Consider the following 19,188-nt stretch of genomic DNA (forward strand, 5'->3'; position numbering starts at 1 on the left):
CTGCCCATCCGGCCCGGAACACCCGGGCCGGAACCGCATCACCTGCCGTGCCACCCGCTTCCGATTGCACAACCGATAGTCCACCTCATTCGACCCACTCCACAGTTACCCAGGATATTTTCCCCATGAGCACCGAGATCAAAGTTCCGGTTCTGCCCGAATCCGTCTCCGACGCCACCATCGCCACCTGGCACAAGAAGCCCGGCGATGCCGTCAAGCGTGACGAGAACCTGGTCGACCTCGAAACCGACAAGGTCGTCCTGGAAGTTCCCTCGCCGGTGGATGGCGTGCTCAAGGAGATCAAGTTCGACAGCGGCGACACCGTCACCAGCGAGCAGCTGCTGGCGATCGTCGAAGAAGGCGCGGCTGCAACCGAAGCCAAGCCGGAAAAATCCGACAAGGCCATCGACGCCAAGAACGACGCCGCCGCCAGCGATGTGGCCCAGCCGGTGCAGGCGAAGGCTGCCGCGGGCACCCCTGCCCCGTCCAGGGGCGGATCGGCCGAGCTGCCGCCGGGCGCGCGCTTCACCGCCCAGAAGGAAGGCATCGACCCGGCCAACGTGGAAGGCACCGGCCGTCGCGGCGCGGTGACCAAGGAGGACCTGGTCAACTACGCCCGCAATGCCGGCGTCGGCCGGGCCAGCGGCAACCGCCCGGAAGAGCGCGTACCGATGACCCGCATGCGCCAGCGCATCGCCGAGCGCCTGATGGAGTCCAAGAACACCACCGCGATGCTGACCTCCTCCAACGAGGTCAACATGTCCGCGGTCATGGCCATGCGCAAGTCGCAGGGCGACGCGTTCCAGAAGGCCTACGGCATCAAGCTGGGCTTCATGAGCTTCTTCGTGAAGGCCTGCGCCAACGCGCTGCAGCGCTACCCGGCCGTGAACGCCTCGATCGACGACAAGGACGTGATCTACCACGGCTATGCCGACATCTCGATCGCCGTGTCCACCGACCGTGGCCTGGTCACGCCGGTCCTGCGCAACGCCGAGTCGATGAGCTTTGCCGAGGCCGAGCAGGCGATCAACGATTACGCTCTCGCCGCGCGCGAAGGTGGCCTGAAGCTGGAAGACCTGCAGGGCGGCACCTTCACCATCACCAACGGTGGCACCTTCGGCTCGCTGTTCTCCACCCCGATCATCAACCCGCCGCAGAGCGCCATCCTGGGAATGCACACCATCAAGGAGCGCGCGATCGTCGAGGACGGCAAGGTGGTGGCCGCGCCGATGATGTACATCGCGCTGAGCTACGACCACCGCATCATCGACGGCAAGGACGCGGTGCTGTTCCTGGTCGACATCAAGAACCAGCTCGAGAACCCGCACCGCATGCTGCTGGGCATGTGATCCCACGGGACCACTCCCACCCGGAGCCCCGCGCCGACGCGCCGGGGCCTTCCGCACCAAGCCAAGGATCTTTTTGAGATGAGCGAACAACAGAACTTCGATGTCGTCGTGATCGGCGGCGGTCCCGGCGGTTATGTCGCCGCCATCCGCGCCGCACAGTTGGGCCTGAAGGTCGCCTGCGTCGACGCGGGACTGGGCAAGGACGGCAAGCCGGCCCTGGGCGGCACCTGCCTGCGCGTGGGTTGCATCCCGTCCAAGGCCCTGCTGGACAGCTCGCGCCAGTTCCACAACCTGCTGCACGGCTTCGCCGACCACGGCATCTCGGCGGAGAAACCGAAGATGGACGTGGGCGTGATGGTCGGCCGCAAGGACAAGATTGTCAGCCAGTTCACCGGCGGCATCACCATGCTGTTCAAGGCCAACAAGGTCACCCCGTTCTACGGTTTCGGCACCCTGCACAAGGACAACCTGGTCAAGGTCAGGCAGCACGACGGCAGCGAGGTCGAGCTGAAGGCGGCCAACGTCATCATCGCGACGGGCTCGGATTCCATCGAGTTGCCGTTCGCCAAATTCGACGGTGACCGCATCGTCGACAACGTCGGTGGCTTGGATTTCGACGCGGTGCCCAAGCGCCTCGGCGTCATCGGTGCCGGCGTGATCGGCCTGGAGCTGGGCAGCGTGTGGAACCGTCTGGGCGCCGAAGTCACCATCCTGGAGGCGCTTCCCACGTTCCTCGCCGCCGCCGATGCCGACATCAGCAAGGTGGCAGCGCGCGAGTTCAAGAAGCAGGGCCTGGACATCAAGCTGGGCGCGAAGGTCAGCAAGGCCGAGGTCAAGAAGGACGGTGTGCACCTGACCTATGACGACGCCAAGGGCGAGCAGACGCTGGTCGTGGACAAGTTGCTGGTGGCCGTGGGTCGCCGCGCCGCGACCGCCAAGCTGCTCGGCGAAGGCGTGGCCGTCAAGCTCAACGAGCGTGGCCAGGTCGAGGTGGACGAGCATTGCCACACCGGCGTCGACGGCGTCTGGGCGATCGGCGACTGCGTGCGCGGCCCGATGCTCGCGCACAAGGCGTCCGAGGAAGGCGTTGCCGTGGCGGAACTGATTGCGGGCCTGCCCGGCCACGTCAACCTGGATACCGTGCCGTGGGCGATCTACACCGAGCCGGAAATTGCCTGGGTCGGCAAGACCGAAGCCCAGTGCAAGGAAGAGGGTATTCCGGTGAAGACCGGCAGCTTCCCGTTTGCCGCCAACGGCCGTGCCGTGGCGATGAACGAGCCGGCCGGCCTGGTCAAGGTGATCGCGCACGCCGAGACCGACCGCGTGCTGGGCGTCCACCTGTGCGGCCCGAACGTGTCCGAGCTGGTCCACAGCGGCGTGATCACCATGGAGTTCCAGGGTGCCGCGGACGATCTGGCGCGCATCTGCTTCGCCCACCCGGCCCTGTCGGAAGTGGTCCACGAAGCCGCGCTGGCCGTCGACAAGCGGGCCATCCACAAGGCGAACTGAGCCGCGGCGACCGGCGGCGAATACCGCCGCCGGACATCGCATCTCCACAGACGGCGCACCCACGGTGCGCCGTTCTGGTTTCCTCCATCCCAACTCAAGGCTATGCCCCATGCCCATGCAATCGGTCTGCGTTTACTGCGGCTCCCATTCCGGCTCCCGACCGATCTACGCCGAGCGCGCCCGCCGCCTTGGCCGGCAACTGGCGGAAAGCGGCATCAGTGTCATCTACGGCGGCGGCAACGTCGGCCTGATGGGCGTCATGGCCGACGCGGTGCTCGAGGCGGGTGGCGAGGTGATCGGCGTGATACCCGAGCAACTGGTCAACTGGGAAGTCGCCCATCCGCGGCTGACCCGTCTGGAAGTCGTGCCGAGCATGCACCTGCGCAAGGCGCGAATGTTCGAGCTCTCGGATGGGTTCATCGCGCTGCCCGGCGGCTTCGGCACCCTGGACGAGATGTTCGAGATGCTGACCTGGCGCCAGCTGGGCATCGGCGACAAGCCGTGCGCATTCCTCGACGTGGAAGGCTTCTACGAGCCGTTGATCGGCATGATGGACCGGATGGTCGCCGAGCACTTCGTCAACGCCGAGCAGCGCGACGACCTGTGGCACGGCGAGGAGATCGATACGATGCTTGAGTGGATGCACTCCTACCGCCCGGCCAATGCGGACAAGTGGCTGGAGGAGAAGCGTCTGAGCGTCGCGCGCTGACCCGGATCGCACGCCCCGGAAGAAAGCCCCGTCGGCAGTCTTCACCAGTCCGGCGACAAAACCCGTTTCGAGTGGAAATTTCGAGAGGAACTCATGTCCAACGCCATTCCAGACCGTTTCAACGCCTTCCGCATCCACAACGACGAACAGGGCTACCGCAGCGGTATCGAAGCCCTGTCGTTGGACGATCTCGCGCCCGGCGAGGTGGTGATCAAGGCTGCGTACTCATCGGTCAACTACAAGGACGCCCTGGCCGGGACCGGCAAGGGCAGGATCCTGCGCCGCTTTCCGCTGGTCGGCGGTATCGACGTGGCCGGCCACGTGGTGGCCTCGACCGATCCGGCGTTCAAGGAAGGCGACCGCGTGCTTGCCACCGGCAGCGGGCTGAGCGAGACCCGCGACGGTGGGTACTCCGAGTTCGCCCGCCTGGAGTCGAAGTGGGCGATTGCGCTGCCTGCCGGGCTTGAACTGCGCGAAAGCATGATCATCGGCACCGCCGGCTTCACCGCCGCGCTGGCGCTGTTCCGGATGGTGGAAAACCGCCAGAAGCCCGACATGGGCCCGCTGGCCGTCACCGGCGCCAGCGGCGGTGTGGGCTCGCTGGCGATCGACATCTTCACCCGCGCCGGGTTCGAGGTGCACGCCATCAGCGGCAAGCAGGACCAGCACGCCTACCTCAAGGGGCTTGGCGCCACCGAAGTGCTCGGCCGCGACGCACTGGCACCCGGCCGGGCGATGGAATCGGCGCGCTTTGGCGGTGGCCTCGACAACGTCGGCGGACCGATGCTCACCAGCCTGCTCGCCCAGTGCGCGCCCTACGGCAACGTCGCCAGCGCCGGGCTGGCCGCGTCCGCCGAGCTGGACGCCACCGTCATGCCGTTCATCATCCGCGGCGTCTCGCTTTTGGGGGTCGCCTCGGCAGGCACCGCCCGCGATGTGCGCGAAGCGGTCTGGCAGCACCTGGCCAGCGACTGGAAGCCGGCGCACCTGGACACCATCTGCACCCGCGAAGCGACCCTTGCCGAACTTCCCGACGTGTTTGACATCATGCTGGCCGGCGGGTCGCTGGGTCGCACGCTGGTCCGGATCTGACACACTGGTCCGGATCTGAATTGTTTGGCGCTCCGACCGGACGCCGCTACAATCCGGCAGTCACTTTGGGGAAAGTCATGGCTCGCATTCTGATCGTCGACGACTCACCGTCGCAGTTGATGGGTATCCAGCGCATCGTCGAGAAGCTCGGGCACGACACCCTGGTGGCAGAGGACGGCGCCGCGGGCGTGGAGGTGGCGCGCCGCGAGCTGCCCGACCTGGTGCTGATGGACGTGGTGATGCCCAACCTCAACGGCTTCCAGGCCACCCGCTCGATCTGTCGCGACGCCACCACCAAGCATATCCCGGTGGTCCTGGTGACGACGAAGGACCAGGAAACCGACCGGGTCTGGGGCATGCGCCAGGGCGCCCGCGCCTACATCACCAAGCCCTTCAACGAAGCGCAGCTTGGCGAGGTGCTGGAGCAGTTGCTGCCGGCCTAAGTGCAGCCGCGCCGGTCAGGCCCGGCGCCAGTCGTTGCCGAAAGCCTCGCGCATCGCCACGTAGGCCGCTTCCTGCTGCTTCGTCTTCGCCGCCGGAGCCAGCACCTCCAGCTCGACGATCTGATCGCCGGCGCCGGCTGCCGCCGGCAAGCCCCGACCGCGAAGACGCAATTTTGCGCCCGCCTCTGACTTCGCCGGGATCTTCAACTCCACCGCCCCGCCCAGCGTCGGCACGCTGACCGTCGCTCCCAGCGCCGCTTCCCAGGGCGCAATCGGCAGCACGTGGATGATGTTGCGTCCGTCAACCTCGAACTGTGGATGGGCGGAGTACTCGATCTCCAACAGCAGGGCACCGCCGTTCGCGCCTTGCCCGGCCAGCCGGATGACCTGTCCTGGACCAATGCCCTTGGGAATCTTCACGTCCAGGGTCTTGCCATGCACGCTGACGCGCACGGTGTCGCCGGCGTATACGGTCTCCAGCGACACGGACAGTTTCGCCCGCGTGTCAGGCGTGCGCTGCGGACCGGCGCCCGGTCGACCGCGCTGCGCCCCGAACGGGTCGCCGTGGCCGGCCTGGCCGCGCCGGAACAGGGTCTCGAAGAAGTCGCTGAAACCGCCGCCCGCGCCGCCGCCGGCAAACACTTCCTCAAAGTCGGGACCGCCTTGGCCGCCGCCAAAATCGAAGCCGCCCGGAGGCGCCCGGACCTCGTCGCCCGGCCGGTAACCGCGCGAGCGCAGCTGGTCATAGGCCGCCCGCTTCTGCGGATCCCGCAGCGCTTCGTAGGCCTCGTTGACCGCCTTGAACTTCTCCTCGGCGTTGGACTCCTTGCTGACGTCCGGATGGTATTTGCGTGCCAGGCGGCGGTACGCGGTCTTGATCTCCGCTTCGCCGGCGCTGGGTTCCACGCCGAGGGTGTCGTAGTAATCCTTGAAATGCATTCGTAACTCCAGTGCCTGCACCGTTGCGGTGCAGCGCAGGGATGGTGGCGGTGCCGGCCATGACGCGGCATGACGGCGCCACACAGGATATTCGTTGCGCGGCGCCGGATCACGCCTCGCGGTCGATATGGTTGCGACATCGCGCCGGTTCAAGCTCCGCCGTCCGCTTTCTCCACCGGCCCGGCAACCTGTCACGCCGGACACCGTTGACGTGGTTTTTAGAACAGCGCGCCTAGACTGGCGCCTCATTCAGGAGAAACGCATGAGCATCCAGGTAGGCGATCGCCTCCCCGAAGTGGTACTGCAGCGCATCGGCGACGGCGTCGAGAGCGTGGACACCAAGACCTTGTTCGGTGATACCAAGGTGGTAATTTTCGCCGTGCCCGGCGCCTTTACCCCGACCTGCTCGGAGAAGCACCTGCCCGGGTTCATCGAGCACTACCAGCAGTTCCACGACAAGGGGATCGAGGTCGCGTGCGTCGCGGTCAACGATCCGTTCGTGATGCAGGCGTGGGGCCAGAGCCAGAACGTGCCGGACGGCTTGATGATGCTCTCAGACGGCAACGCCGACTTTGCCCGCGCGCTGGGACTGGAACTGGACGCAAGCGCCTATGGCATGGGCGTGCGCGCCAAGCGTTTCGCGATCTATGCCGAGCAAGGCGTGGTGAAACAGCTCAATGTCGAGGCGCCCGGCGAGTTCCGCGTGTCGTCGGCCGAACACATGCTGTCGCAGATTTCCTGACCCTCCCACCCTGCCCGCTCCAACACTTGCCCGGAGAACCCCATGAACACGCCCCCTGACTCCAGCGCCGGCCCGGACGCCAGTGCCTCGCCGTTCGCCACCGATCTTGCGACCATCCGCGAACGCGCGCGCCAGCACATCGAAAAAGGCGCGATCACCGACAGCTACACCGCCAACCGCGAGGTCGTGATCCGCCTCCTCAACGAGGCGCTGGCCACCGAACTGGTGTGCGTTCTGCGCTACAAACGTCATTACTTCATGGCCAGCGGCCTGATGGCGGACTCCATCAAGGCCGAATTCCTCGAGCATGCACGCGAAGAGGAAGCGCATGGCGACATGCTCGCCGAGCGCATCGTGCAACTGGGCGGTGAGCCCGACTTCAACCCGGACATCCTCAGCAAGCGTGCGCACGCGGAGTACGTGGAGGGCACCGACCTGCGTGACATGGTCAAGGAAGATCTGGTCGCCGAGCGCATCGCGATCGACAGCTACCGCCAGATGATCAACTACATCGGCGACAAGGACACCACCACCAAGCGCATCCTCGAGTCCATCCTCGCGCAGGAAGAGGAGCATGCCGACGAGTTGTCGGACATGCTGGACGGCTGGACCGGTCGCTGACCCGTCCTCATCAGCCGCATACAGGAACGCCGCCCAGATAAGGCGGCGTTCCTGCTTCAGGCCATCCGCTCGCCGGGCCAGAGCCCTGGACGGCGTCGGTGGCTCAGCCGTGCATCAGGCCGGCGATTCGCCTGTGGGCGAGTCGCTGGCCGTCCCGCCGTCGCGCGTGAGCCCGGGCACGCTGGCCGCGGTGGCGTCGATCTCCGGGTCGATGTCGTCGTCCAGGAGCTCGTCGTCCAGCGATGCATCCAGGCGCTCCACCGCCTGCAGCGTCTCATCGGCCGCCAAGCGCATCAGGGTCACGCCCTGGGTGTTGCGGCTGACCTGGGAGATCTCCGAGGCGCGTGTACGCACCAGCGTGCCACCGTCTGAGATCAACAGCACCTCGTGGTTGTCGCTGAGCTGGATCGCGCCGACCAGCAGGCCGTTGCGGTCGCTGGTCTTCAGCGCGATCACCCCCTGCGTGCCCCGGCCCTTGCACGGGTACTCGTCGACCGGCGTGCGCTTGCCATAGCCGCGCTCGCTGGCGGTGAGGATATCGCCGTCCCCCTGCACCACGATCAGGCTGACCACCTTGCCGTCCGCGCCCAGGCGCATGCCGCGCACGCCGCGTGCGGTACGGCCCATCGAGCGCACGGTCTCGCCGGAGAACCGGACCGCCTTGCCCTCGCTGGAGAACAGCATGATGTCCGAATGCCCGTCGGAGAGTTCGACGCCGATCAGCGCATCGCCCTCATCCAGGTTGATCGCGATCTTGCCGCGCTGCAGGCGGTAGGAGTACTCGCTCAACGGCGTCTTCTTCACCACGCCGTTGCGGGTCGCGAAGAAGACATGGCGGTCACCGTCGTAGTCACGCACCGGCACCACGGCCTGCACCTGCTCGCCGGCTTCCAGCGGAATCCAGTTGATGATCGGACGTCCACGTGCGTTCGGGCCGGCATCGGGCAACTGGTACACCGGCAGCCAGAAAACCCGGCCCGCGCTGGTGAAGGTCAGCAGGGTGTCGTGGGTATTGACCAGCCACAGGCTGTCGATGAAGTCCTCGTCCTTGGTGGTGGCCGCGTTGCGGCCGCGACCGCCGCGCTTCTGCGCCCGGTAGCTGCTGACCGGCTGGCGCTTGGCGTAACCGGAATGGGACAGCGTCACCACCACGTCTTCGGGCGCGATCAGGTCGAGGATGTCGAGGTCTTCCTCGCTCTCGCGGATCTCGCTGCGGCGCTCGTCGCCGAACTCCGCCTTGACGTTCTCCAGCTCCTCGCGGATCACGCGCAGCAGCACGTTCGGATCCTCGAGGATCTCGATCAGGCCGCGGATGGTGTCCAGCAACAGCTTGTATTCCTCGGTCAGCTTCTCCTGCTCCAGCCCGGTCAGGCGGTGCAGGCGCATCTCCAGGATCTGCTGGGCCTGGATCTCGGTCAGCTGGTAGAACCTGCTGTCGTTGGCGCCGGTGACCAGTCCCACGCCGCGCGGCAGGTCCTCCGGCTGCGAGGCCTCCGCGCCGGCTGCCGACAGCAGCGCACCGACAAGCCCGGGCTCCCAGGTCTTGGCCAGCATGCGCTCGCGCGCCTCGTTGGGATTCGCCGAGGTCTTGATCAGCTCGATCATCTCGTCGATGTTGGCCAGCGCGACGGTCAGCCCTTCCAGCACGTGGGCGCGCGCACGCGCCTTGCGCAGGTCGAAGATCGTCCGGCGGGTGACCACCTCGCGGCGATGGCGCACGAAGGCCTGCAGGATCTGCTTGAGGTTCAGCAGCTGCGGGCGGCCATCAACCAGCGCGACCATGTTGAAGCTGAAGGACGACTCCATCTGGGTCTGCTGGTAGAGGTTGTTCAGCACCACGTCGGCCGAATCGCCGCGCTTGACCTCGATGTAGATGCGCATGCCGTCCTTGTCGGACTCGTCGCGCAGCTCGCTGATGCCTTCGAGCTTCTTTTCCTTGACCAACTCGGCGATCTTCTCGATCAGGCGCGCCTTGTTGACCTGGTAGGGGATCTCGCTGACGGCGATCGCCTCGCGGCCGTTGTCGGCCACCTCGATCTCGGCGCGCGCGCGCATGCGCACCCGGCCACGACCGGTGTGGTAGGCGTTGATGATGCCCGAGGTGCCGTTGATGATGCCGGCGGTCGGGAAGTCCGGCCCGGGCACGTGCACCATCAGGCCGTCGACGTCGATGTCCGGGTCGTCGATCAACGCAATCGTCGCGTCGATGATCTCGCTGAGGTTGTGCGGCGGGATGTTGGTTGCCATGCCGACCGCGATACCGGCCGAGCCGTTGATCAGGAGGTTCGGGATGCGCGTGGGCATCACCGTGGGCTCGAACTCCTTCTCATCGTAGTTGGGCTGGAAGTCGACGGTTTCCTTCTCGATGTCCGCCATCAACTCGTGGGTGATCTTGGCCATGCGCGCTTCGGTGTAACGCATAGCCGCCGCGGAATCGCCATCGACCGAGCCGAAGTTGCCCTGCCCGTCCACCAGCATGTATCGCAGCGAGAACGGCTGCGCCATGCGCACCAGCGTGTCGTACACCGACTGGTCGCCATGCGGATGGTATTTACCGATCACGTCACCGACGATTCGCGCCGACTTGAAGTACGGCTTGTTGGAATGCGCCCCCAACACGCTCATCGCGTACAGCACGCGCCGGTGCACGGGCTTGAGCCCGTCGCGGACGTCGGGAAGCGCGCGGCCGACGATCACGCTCATGGCGTAATCGAGGTAGCTGCGACGCATCTCGTCTTCGAGGTTTACCGGGATGATTTCCTTGGCAAGATCGGCCATCAGGTTTCCGTATTTGAGCTGAGGTGGTTACCGCGGTGCGGGCGAACATGCGCCGACGGGCCCACTGGAAACAGGCCGGCACAAGGGAGAATCCGATCCGCGGCAATACCGGGGAAAAAGACAGCGAATTATAGCACGGAACGCATCCTCATGCCCCGCTGTTTTTCCAGAGAAACAAGGACTTACGCGCCAAAAGCGGCCTGCATGGCGGTCGCATCCGGCTGCATGATCACGCCCCGCTCGGTCACGATGGCATCGATCAATCCGTGCGGGGTGATGTCGAACACCGGATTCCAGGCGGTGATCCCGCCCGCTGCGGTGGCGACGCCGCCCAGATGGAACAGTTCGGCGGCATCGCGCTCTTCGATATCGATCCCGGCACCATCCGGCATCGCCATGTCCACGGTTGAAGAAGGTGCGGCGACCATGAACTTCACACCGTGGTGGCGGGCGGCGATGGCCAGCTGGTAGGTGCCGATCTTGTTGGCGGTGTCGCCGTTGGCGCAGATGCGGTCGGCGCCGACGATGACCCACTGCACCTGGCCGGTTGTCATCAGGTGCGCGGCCGCCGAATCGGCCACCAGCACCGGCGCGATGCCGTCCTGCTGCAGTTCCCAGGCGGTCAGGCGGGCGCCCTGCAGCCAGGGCCGCGTTTCACCGGCAAACACCTGCGCTATGCGTTGCTGGGCGACGCCGGCACGGATCACGCCCAGCGCGGTGCCGAAGCCGGCGGTCGCGAGCGAGCCGGTGTTGCAGTGGGTCAGCACGCCGCTGCCCGGGGCGATCAATGCCGCGCCCAGCGACCCCATATGACGGTTGGCGGCCAGGTCCTCATCGGCAATGGCGCCTGCTTCGCGTTCCAGCACCTCGCGCCAGTCACTCCCGGCGGACGCGAGCACACGTCGCATGCGTGCCAGCGCCCAGGCCAGGTTCACGGCCGTCGGGCGGGCATCGTTCAGATGGGTGATGGCCGGCTCCAGCGCGAGCACCGCGGCCGCACCGTCCTCCGCCTTGATTTCGCGCGCGGCCAGAACGAGTCCCCATGCAGCGGCGATGCCAATCGCCGGCGCGCCGCGCACGGTTAGCGCGCGGATCGAGTCGAACACGTCTTCACTGGTCTCGCAGCGGACGTACTCGACGTGGAAAGGCAAGCGGCGCTGGTCGAGCAATTCGAGCGCGTCGCCGGTCCAGCGGATCGGACGAACGCGGTCGTAACGGTCGAAGTCGAAGGTGTCGTTCATGGCGGCATGGTCCACAGGTCGCGCGAAACGGGATCAGGCGCGGAAAAAGTCAAAGGCGATCACATCGGCGATGCGGTCGGTGCGCAGCATCGCCATCATGAGCCGATCCACGCCGAGGGCGACGCCGGCGCAGTCGGGCAATCCGGCTTCCAGCGCGGCAAGAAAACGCGGGTCAGTCGGCGGGATCCGGTCGGCGCGCGTCTGGCGGATGCGGCCATCGCGCTGGAAGCGGGCACCCTGCTCGGCTGCATCGGTCAGCTCGTGGTAGCCGTTGGCCAGCTCCAGCGGGCCCAGGTAGAGCTCGAAGCGCTCCGCCACCGGCGGTGAGCCGTCGCCATCATCGCGCATCCGCGCCAGCGCGCACTGGGTGGCCGGATAGTCGTGCACGGCCAGCATGGTCTCGTCGCTGAAGCCGGGCTGCAGCCGGTGCGTCATCAGCAGGTCCAGCCAGTCATCACGGACCAGACCCGTCGGGTCGAGGACCACGTCGCCCAAGGCGTTGCGAAGGACTTCCTCGCTCGCGGTCAGGGGGTCCAGGCCCAGCCGGTCGTGGTAGAGGTCGCGGTAGCGCACCTGCACCAACGGCACCTGGCGACCGACCAGAGCCAGGCCCAGGTTGATGACCTCGGCGGTTTCGCGTGCCAGCCGGCGATGGTCCCAGCCCACGCGGTACCACTCCAGCATCGTGAATTCGGGATTGTGGCGCGCGCCGGCCTCGCCGTTGCGGAACACCCGACCCAGCTCGTAGCAATCGCCAAAGCCCGCCGCGAGCAGCCGCTTGAGCGGGTACTCGGGCGAGGTGCGCAGCCAGCGGGTACGGGGGCCGCCGTCGCTGCGGCCGCTGAAATCGGTGGTGAACGAGTCGATGTTCGGCTCGGTGTTTCCGGCTACTGACATCACCGGGGTTTCCACCTCGACCACGTCACGGTCGGCGAAGAATCCACGGATCCGCGCGTTGAGGGCCGCCCGCAACTTCAATGCCGGGAACGACGCTTTCGGCGCCCAGTCTGTAGCCGGATCGCCAGCGGCGTGCGGAGCGTTCACTCGTGCTTGCCGAGGAAGGCCAGCAGCTTCGCCTCGTCCCAGATCTCGATGCCGAGTTCCTCGGCCTTGGCCAGCTTGGAACCGGCCGCCTCGCCAGCGACCACGAACCCGGTCTTCTTCGACACGCTGCCGGCCGACTTCGCGCCCAGCGCTTCCAGGCGCGATTTCGCCTCGTCGCGCGTCATCGCGGCCAAGGTCCCGGTGAGCACGACGGTTCGACCTTCCAGCGGACCGGCGCTGGTGGCATCCGCTTCGGGAATCAACTTCTCCAGCGTTGCAATCGCTTCCCCGCACCGCGCCAGCAGGCCGGCGTTTTCCGCGTCCTCCAGCCAGGTCTCCAGCGCCGAGGCGGTGTCGTTGGGCAGGCCGGCGGCGATGAAGCGGTGCACGGGCGCGTCCAGCAGCGCGGACGCCTCGGCAAAGACGCCCGCCAGCTGCTCGGCGCGCAGGCGGGTGAGTTTCGGGATCTCCAGGTCCACCAGCAGGTCGGCCAGCCCGAGTGCGCCCCGCAATTGCGCGGACGGTGGCCGGGCGTCAGTAATTTCGACGCCGCCAGCCAGCAGCTCGTCGATCACCTTCTGGTTTCCCGCCTGGTCGAAGAACTGGCCGATCGAATGGGCCACCTCCGAGCCGATGTCGGGCACCCGCTTGAACAGCGGCCACGGCAGCCTCCGGATCACCGCCAGATCGCCGAACCACTCCGCCAGCGCCTTGGCGGTGCTCTCGCCGACGTGCTGGATGCCCAGACCGAACAGGTAGCGCGCCAGGGTCGTCCTGCGGCTGCCCTGGATGGCCGCGATCAGGTTCTCCGCCCAGCGGGTCGCCACCTTGCCCGCCCTGACGGTGTCCGGCGTCGTGCCGTCGCGCTCGTCACCGCGGCACTTCATCTCCAGCAGGTCGTCCAGGGACAGCGTGTACAGGTCGGCGACGGAAGTGACGTAGCCGAAATCCACCAGGTCCTCGACGTAGCGCTCGCCCAGCCCGTCAATGTCCATGGCCCGGCGTGAGGCGAAATGCTCGATCGCCTCCTTGCGCTGGGCCGGGCAGATCAGCTCACCGGAGCAGCGCCAGACCACCCCGCCCTCCTCGCGCACAAGATCGGAGCCGCACACCGGGCACACGGTCGGCATCTGCCAGGGCTGCGCATCCGGCGCGCGCATGCCGGGCACCACGCGCACGATCTCGGGAATCACGTCGCCGGCGCGACGCACGATCACCGTGTCGCCGACGCGGACGTCCAGCCGGGCCACCTGGTCGGCGTTGTGCAGGGTCGCCCTGCTGACCTCGACCCCGCCGACCTGCACCGGGGTGAGCCGGGCCAGCGGCGTCGCCGCACCGGTGCGACCGATGTTGACCTCGATGGCCTCCAGTACCGTGGACTGCTCTTGGGCCGGGAACTTGTGCGCCAGCGCCCAGCGCGGGGCGCGCGAGACAAAACCCAGTTCCAGCTGCCCCGCGTAGTCGTCGAGCTTGTAGACCACGCCGTCGATGTCGAAGGCCAGGCGGTCGCGCCGCTCGCCGATATCGCGGTAGTACGCCAGAAGGCCGGCCAGGCCGGTGGCGACGCGGCTCTCCGCGCTGACCGGGAACCCCCAGTCGCGCAGTTGCCGCAGCGTCGCCGAGTGCGTCGGCGGCAGCTCGGCGCCTTCCACTAGGCCGACCGCGTAGGCGTAGAACGCCAGCGGCCGGCGCGCGGTGATGCGCGGGTCCAGCTGTCGCAGGGACCCGGCGGCGCCGTTGCGCGGGTTGGCCAGCGGCTTGCCACCCTCGGCGCGCATGCGCTCGTTGTAGCGATGGAAGCCCGCCAGCGGCATGTAGACCTCGCCACGGACCTCCAGCACCGCCGGCCAATCCGTCCTCCGCAGTGCCAGCGGGATTGCCTTGACCGTGCGCAGGTTGGCAGTGACGTCCTCACCGGTGGCGCCATCGCCGCGGGTCGCGCCCTGGACGAAGCGGCCATCCTCATAGCGCAGGCTGATGGCCAGGCCGTCCAGCTTGGGCTCCACCGAAAACACCGGGTCGCTGCGCTCCAGCCGCTGCTCGATGCGCTGGACGAAATCGGCCACCTCGTCGTCGCTGAAGGCGTTGCCCAACGAGAGCATGGGAATGGCGTGGGTGACGCTGGCGAAGGCACCCGACGGCGGCGCACCGACGCGCTGGGTCGGGGAATCCGCGCCGGCCAGTTCGGGATGGGCCGCCTCCAGGCCCTCCAGCTCGCGCAGCAGGGCGTCGTACTCCGCGTCCGGAATCGCCGCGTCGTCGAGGACGTAATAGCGGTAGCTGGCGTCGTCGAGCTGACGGCGCAGCTCGGCCACGCGGGCGGCGGGATCGGGCGCGGACATCGGGACCTGCTACCAGCGGCTGGGCTTGCTCAACGGCGGCGCTTCGCGCTCGCGGTCATAGGCCCGCAGTTCGTCGCGGATGTGGCCGATGCGCTGGCGACCCAGGTTGTTGCGCTGCTCGTCCAGCAACAGGCCGCCGAGCAGTTCGGCCATCCGCTCCGCGGTCGGCAGCATGGCCTCCCACGCATCCAGCGCGGCGACCGGCGCCGGCAGGGTCAGGAAGAACGCGATCGCCGGAGTTTCCAGCTCTTGGATGGTGGCCATGTCGAAGTTGCCCGGTTTGACGATGTTGGCCACGCTGAACACCGGCCCGCGCTCGGGCTGCTGCTCGATCAGGCGGTGGTAGACGCCCATGTGCCCGTAGACCAGGCCGGCCTTTTCCGCCGCCACGACGATGTCCGGGCCGTGCAGCTTCTCGCCGGCGCGGGCGGCCAGATAGACCGTCACGATCTTGTCGAATTCGTCGCTGACGCGCTTGCCGAGCTCGGTGCTCGCGCTGCCGTCGAGACTGCGTTCAAACAGGTCCAGCTCCGCCTGCGCGGTCGGATCCTCGCCTGAGGCACCCATGTCTGCGGCTGCCTCGTCCTCAAGCTGCTCGCCCAGGGTCGGCTCACGCCTGGACCCGCTGCCGTCGGCGGCGCGCGCAACGCGGCGGCCCTGTCCGGGCTTGCGTGGCCGGCCAAAAAACAGGATCGCGCCGACCACAAACAGCCCGGCGATCAGGATTCCGATCCGCAACAGGGTTTCGTCCGACATCAGCTTTGGTACTCCGTTTGTTGCATGGGTGGGCGTCGGGAACGCCGTGGTGACACGACGATCCGGCGCCCGCGGTTCAGGCGGCGCCCACCAGGCGCGTCGCCTCGGTGAGGTCTACGCTCACCAGCCGGCTGACACCGGGCTCGCGCATCGTCACGCCGGCCAGTTGCTGTGCGGCTTCCATCGTCGCCTTGTTGTGGCTCACGAACAGGAACTGTACCTGTTCACTCATCTCGCTGACCATCGCCGCGAGCCGGCCGACATTGGCTTCGTCCAGCGGCGCGTCGACCTCGTCGAGCAGGCAGAACGGCGCCGGATTGAGCTGGAAGATGGCGAACACCAGCGCGACCGCGGTCATCGCCTTCTCGCCGCCCGACAGCAGCGAGATGTTGGATACGCGCTTGCCCGGCGGGCGGGCCATGATCGCCACGCCGGTGTCGAGCAGATCCTCGCCGGTGAGCTCCAGATACGCGTGGCCGCCGCCGAACAGACGCGGATACAGCGCCTGCACGCCGGCATTGACGCGGTCGAACGTCTCCTTGAAGCGGCCGCGGGTTTCGCGGTCGATCTTGCGGATCGCGTCTTCCAGGGTTTCCAGCGCGGTGCACAGGTCAGCGTCCTGCGCGTCGAGGTACTCCTTGCGCTGGCTGGCTTCCGCGTGTTCGGCGATGGCGGCCAGGTTGACCGGTTCCAGCCGGCGCAATTTGGCGTCCAGCTCCTGCACGGTGCGTTCCCACGCCGCCGGCTCCATCTGGTCGGTCAGGGTGTTGACCACGTCGTCGAGCACGAAACCCGCCTCGCTGATCGCCTCCACCAGCGACTCGGCCTTCAGGACCAGGGCCTGCTGCTCGAGCCGGCGCTGACCGATGCCTTCGCGCTGGGCGAGCGCCTGCTCGTCGCGTTGCTGGCGGACCTGCTCGAAGCGGCGAAGCTCCTGGTCGATCCCGTCCAGCGCGCTGCGGGCGGCGCTGAGGACCTCGCCCGCCTGCACCCGCCGCTCCAGCGCGGCCTGGCGCTGCTGCTCCAGCTCATCCACCGGGCTGGAGCCGTCGGTGAGCTGGCTGGAAATCTCCACAAGGCGGTTGTCCAGCTGGCCGCGCTGGCCGCTCATTCGCTGCAGGGCCTGGGTCAGCGAGGCGATCTGGGCGCGGTGCGATTCCAGGGTCAGGGCCAGTGCATGCGCGGCGTCGCGGGATTCGCGGGCCATGTTGCGGGCCTGGTCGCGCGCGTCGCCGAGGCGGCGGCGGTCACTGTCCAGCGCCAGGCGGGTGTCTTCCAGCTCGGTCATGCGCATGACCGCCTCTTCCTGGCGGGTGCGGGCCTCGCGCGCCTGCCCGGCGAGCAGTTGCGCGGATTCGGTCAGTTGGGCGATCTCGGCATCGATGCGCTCGATCCGGCTGCGTGCCGAGTCCAGCCGCCCCTGCTGGCTGTGCAGCCGGCCGGCCAGCTCCGCGACGCTGCGATGGGCGACGTGGAGCGCGCGCTGCGCTTCCTCGCGCTGCTGCTCGGCGGCCAGATTCTGTTCGCGCAGCCGGGTCAGGCTGCCTTCGAGTTCGTGCTCGCGCTCCTGCAGCGTCTCGATCTGGCTGCGCAGCGCATGGATCTCTTTCTCGCGCAACAGCGCGCCCTGCTTGACCGCGCCCGAACGCAGCACGCGCACCCAGCCGCTGCCCAGGCGCTCGCCATTGGGGGTGATCACCGACTCGCCATCGGCCAGGGCCGGCAGCAGGGCGCGCGCGGCGGACAGGTCGTCGGCCGCGTGCAGCGGCACCAGCAGGCGTCGCACGGCGGCCGGACCCCGTACCTTGCCGGCCAGCGAGGTGGGCGCGCAGTCGACCGGCGCCTCGGCCGAGGCCACCAGCGCCAGCCGGCCGTGGTCCAGCTCGCCGATCGCGTCCACCAGCGCTTCAGGCGAGTCCACCAGGGCGCCTTCAATGATCTGGCCCAGCGCGGTCTCGACGGCGTCTTCCCAGCCCTCCTCCACCACCAGTGCCTCGCCAACGCGGACCGCGGAGTCCAGGCCGCGCGCCTTCAGCCATCCCAGCGCGGCGCCGTCCTCCTGCCCCAATGCGGCGTTCTGCAGCGTCTCCAGCGAGGACAAGCGGCCGCGCGCGCCCTGCGCCTGCTTGCGCACGTCCGCCAATGCCGACTGCGCTTCGCGCTGTTGCTCTTGCAGCGTATCGACACCGCTTTTGCGCAGCTCCAGCACGTCGCCAAGGCTGTCCAGCGAGACCTTGTGGGTCTCGTGCTGTTCTTCCAGCTCGGCGAAGGCCTCGGCCAGCGTGGTCAGGTCCAGTCCCTCGCGCTCGGACTGCAGGGCCTGCCGGCGACGCTCGGCGTCCATCGCCTGGCGCTCCAGATGCTCGATCCGGGTGCGCTCGACCTCCGCCGAGCGGGTCGCCTCGGATTGGGCGCGACTGTGGTCGTCCCAGCGCTGCTGCCACGATGACAGCGCCGCCTCGGCCGCGCGCAGCGCTTCCTGGCGATCCAGATCCTGCTCGCGCAACTCCTCCAGGCGGGGCTCGTCTACTTCCAGCGCCGCGCTCAGCACCTCCAGCCGTGACTGGTCGTTGCCGATGTGCTCGGCGACCTCGGCCAGCTGGTGGCGGGCCTCGTCGCGGGCCTTCAGCAGGCGCTCGGCCATCTCGCGCTGGTGCTGGATCTGCTGCTCGATGCGCGCGAGCGCCCCGCCGACCTCGTAACTGTCTGCCTGCGCCTTGTTCAGCGCCTCGGCGGCTTCCTCGCGGCGTACGCGACCGGTCTCGATCTCGCGCTCGGCCTCGCGCTGCTCGGCGATCAATTGCTGCAGGCGGGTCTCCTGCTGCGCCAGCTTCTCGCGCTGGCCGGCCAGCTTGCGATCCAGCGCCCGGTGCTCCAGCGCCTTCCATTCCGCGTCGCGGACCCGGCGATCCTCCTGGATGGCCTGGTACTGCTCGGCCTGCCGCGCCTGGCGGTTCAGGTGGCCGAGCTGCTTGCCAACCTCGTCGCGCAGGTCGCTGAGCCGGTCGAGGTTCTCGCGGGTATGGCGGATGCGGGTCTCCGTCTCCCTGCGGCGCTCCTTGTACTTGGAGATGCCGGCCGCCTCTTCCAGATAGACCCGCAGGTCCTCGGGGCGCGCTTCGATGATCTGGCTGATCATCCCCTGCTCGATGATCGAGTAGCTGCGCGGTCCCAGGCCGGTCCCCAGGAACAGGTCGGTGATGTCCCGGCGACGGCACTTGGCGCCGTTGAGGTAGTACTGGCTGGCGCCGTCACGACTGACCAGCCGCTTGACCGAGATCTCGTCGAACGCGCCGTACTCGCCGGTGATGGTGTGGTCGGAGTTGTCGAATACCAGCTCGACGGTGGCCTGGGAGACCGGCTTTCGGGTCGACGATCCAGCGAAGATCACGTCGGTCAGCGAGTCACCTCGCAGGCGGCTGGCCGAACTCTCGCCCATCACCCAGCGCACCGCGTCGATGATGTTCGACTTGCCACAGCCGTTCGGCCCCACGACCGCGGTCATGTTGGTCGGCAGATGCAGGGTGGTGGGATCGACGAAGGACTTGAAGCCCGACAGCTTGATCGTTGACAGACGCATGCGTCGCGGGAGCCTCATTGCGCGCCGCATGCGGCGCTGCGGT

14 protein-coding genes are annotated in these 19,188 nt (G+C 67.7%); 7 read left to right on the forward strand and 7 right to left on the reverse strand.

Annotated elements, in window-relative coordinates; translation table 11 throughout:
• The first annotated feature begins 125 nt into the window (after window positions 1–125).
• The 5 genes from sucB (at window position 126) to pilH (ending at window position 5,102) form a co-directional block, all read left to right on the forward strand.
• On the forward strand, window positions 126–1,349 hold the full coding sequence (gene sucB, locus INQ41_RS07990; protein WP_193983448.1) for a dihydrolipoyllysine-residue succinyltransferase: 1,224 nt from the start codon (window positions 126–128) through the stop codon (window positions 1,347–1,349).
• Window positions 1,350–1,427: 78 nt separating this feature from the next.
• Entirely contained in the window at window positions 1,428–2,858 is a 1,431-nt protein-coding gene (gene lpdA / locus INQ41_RS07995) for a dihydrolipoyl dehydrogenase (RefSeq protein ID WP_193983449.1), read from the forward strand.
• Between the two features lie 115 nt (window positions 2,859–2,973).
• A complete protein-coding gene (locus INQ41_RS08000) occupies window positions 2,974–3,567 on the forward strand; it encodes an LOG family protein (protein WP_193987284.1) in 594 nt (197 codons plus the stop codon).
• A gap of 93 nt (window positions 3,568–3,660) precedes the next feature.
• Window positions 3,661–4,659, forward strand: a complete 999-nt coding sequence (locus INQ41_RS08005; protein ID WP_193983451.1) for a YhdH/YhfP family quinone oxidoreductase — start codon at window positions 3,661–3,663, stop codon at window positions 4,657–4,659.
• A 77-nt stretch (window positions 4,660–4,736) separates the two neighbouring features.
• Window positions 4,737–5,102, forward strand: coding sequence for a twitching motility response regulator PilH (pilH, locus tag INQ41_RS08010; protein ID WP_193983453.1), 366 nt, complete (start codon window positions 4,737–4,739; stop codon window positions 5,100–5,102).
• A 15-nt stretch (window positions 5,103–5,117) separates the two neighbouring features.
• Here pilH and INQ41_RS08015 read toward each other — a convergent pair whose 3' ends face one another.
• Window positions 5,118–6,041 (reverse strand): DnaJ C-terminal domain-containing protein, encoded by a 924-nt coding sequence (locus INQ41_RS08015; RefSeq protein ID WP_193983455.1) that lies wholly within the window; start codon window positions 6,039–6,041, stop codon window positions 5,118–5,120.
• Window positions 6,042–6,303: 262 nt separating this feature from the next.
• Here INQ41_RS08015 and INQ41_RS08020 point away from each other — a divergent pair, with 262 nt between their 5' ends.
• Complete coding sequence (locus tag INQ41_RS08020) at window positions 6,304–6,783, forward strand: peroxiredoxin (protein WP_193983457.1); 480 nt, start codon at window positions 6,304–6,306, stop codon at window positions 6,781–6,783.
• Between the two features lie 42 nt (window positions 6,784–6,825).
• The gene (locus tag INQ41_RS08025) at window positions 6,826–7,404 is read left to right on the forward strand and encodes a ferritin-like domain-containing protein (protein WP_193983458.1); all 579 of its coding nucleotides are present in this window, start codon (window positions 6,826–6,828) and stop codon (window positions 7,402–7,404) included.
• Window positions 7,405–7,518: 114 nt separating this feature from the next.
• On the opposite strand, the gene gyrA is transcribed toward INQ41_RS08025, so the two are convergent.
• From gyrA to smc, 6 genes are all read right to left on the reverse strand, one after another.
• Window positions 7,519–10,182 (reverse strand): DNA gyrase subunit A, encoded by a 2,664-nt coding sequence (gene gyrA, locus INQ41_RS08030; RefSeq protein ID WP_193983460.1) that lies wholly within the window; start codon window positions 10,180–10,182, stop codon window positions 7,519–7,521.
• 182 nt (window positions 10,183–10,364) lie between these two features.
• The gene (mtnA, locus tag INQ41_RS08035) at window positions 10,365–11,423 is read right to left on the reverse strand and encodes an S-methyl-5-thioribose-1-phosphate isomerase (RefSeq protein WP_193983462.1); all 1,059 of its coding nucleotides are present in this window, start codon (window positions 11,421–11,423) and stop codon (window positions 10,365–10,367) included.
• Window positions 11,424–11,456: 33 nt separating this feature from the next.
• A complete protein-coding gene (epmA, locus tag INQ41_RS08040; protein WP_248285371.1) occupies window positions 11,457–12,401 on the reverse strand; it encodes an EF-P lysine aminoacylase EpmA in 945 nt (314 codons plus the stop codon).
• Between the two features lie 62 nt (window positions 12,402–12,463).
• A complete protein-coding gene (gene ligA, locus INQ41_RS08045) occupies window positions 12,464–14,809 on the reverse strand; it encodes an NAD-dependent DNA ligase LigA (protein ID WP_193983466.1) in 2,346 nt (781 codons plus the stop codon).
• Between the two features lie 9 nt (window positions 14,810–14,818).
• Window positions 14,819–15,565: a cell division protein ZipA gene (zipA, locus tag INQ41_RS08050; RefSeq protein ID WP_193983468.1), complete on the reverse strand. Its 747-nt coding sequence runs from the start codon at window positions 15,563–15,565 to the stop codon at window positions 14,819–14,821.
• A gap of 76 nt (window positions 15,566–15,641) precedes the next feature.
• The gene (gene smc / locus INQ41_RS08055) at window positions 15,642–19,145 is read right to left on the reverse strand and encodes a chromosome segregation protein SMC (protein WP_193983470.1); all 3,504 of its coding nucleotides are present in this window, start codon (window positions 19,143–19,145) and stop codon (window positions 15,642–15,644) included.
• Window positions 19,146–19,188 lie beyond the last annotated feature (43 nt).

Origin of the sequence: Lysobacter ciconiae (genome assembly GCF_015209725.1) — a bacterium.
Taxonomy (GTDB): Bacteria; Pseudomonadota; Gammaproteobacteria; order Xanthomonadales; family Xanthomonadaceae; genus Novilysobacter; species Novilysobacter ciconiae.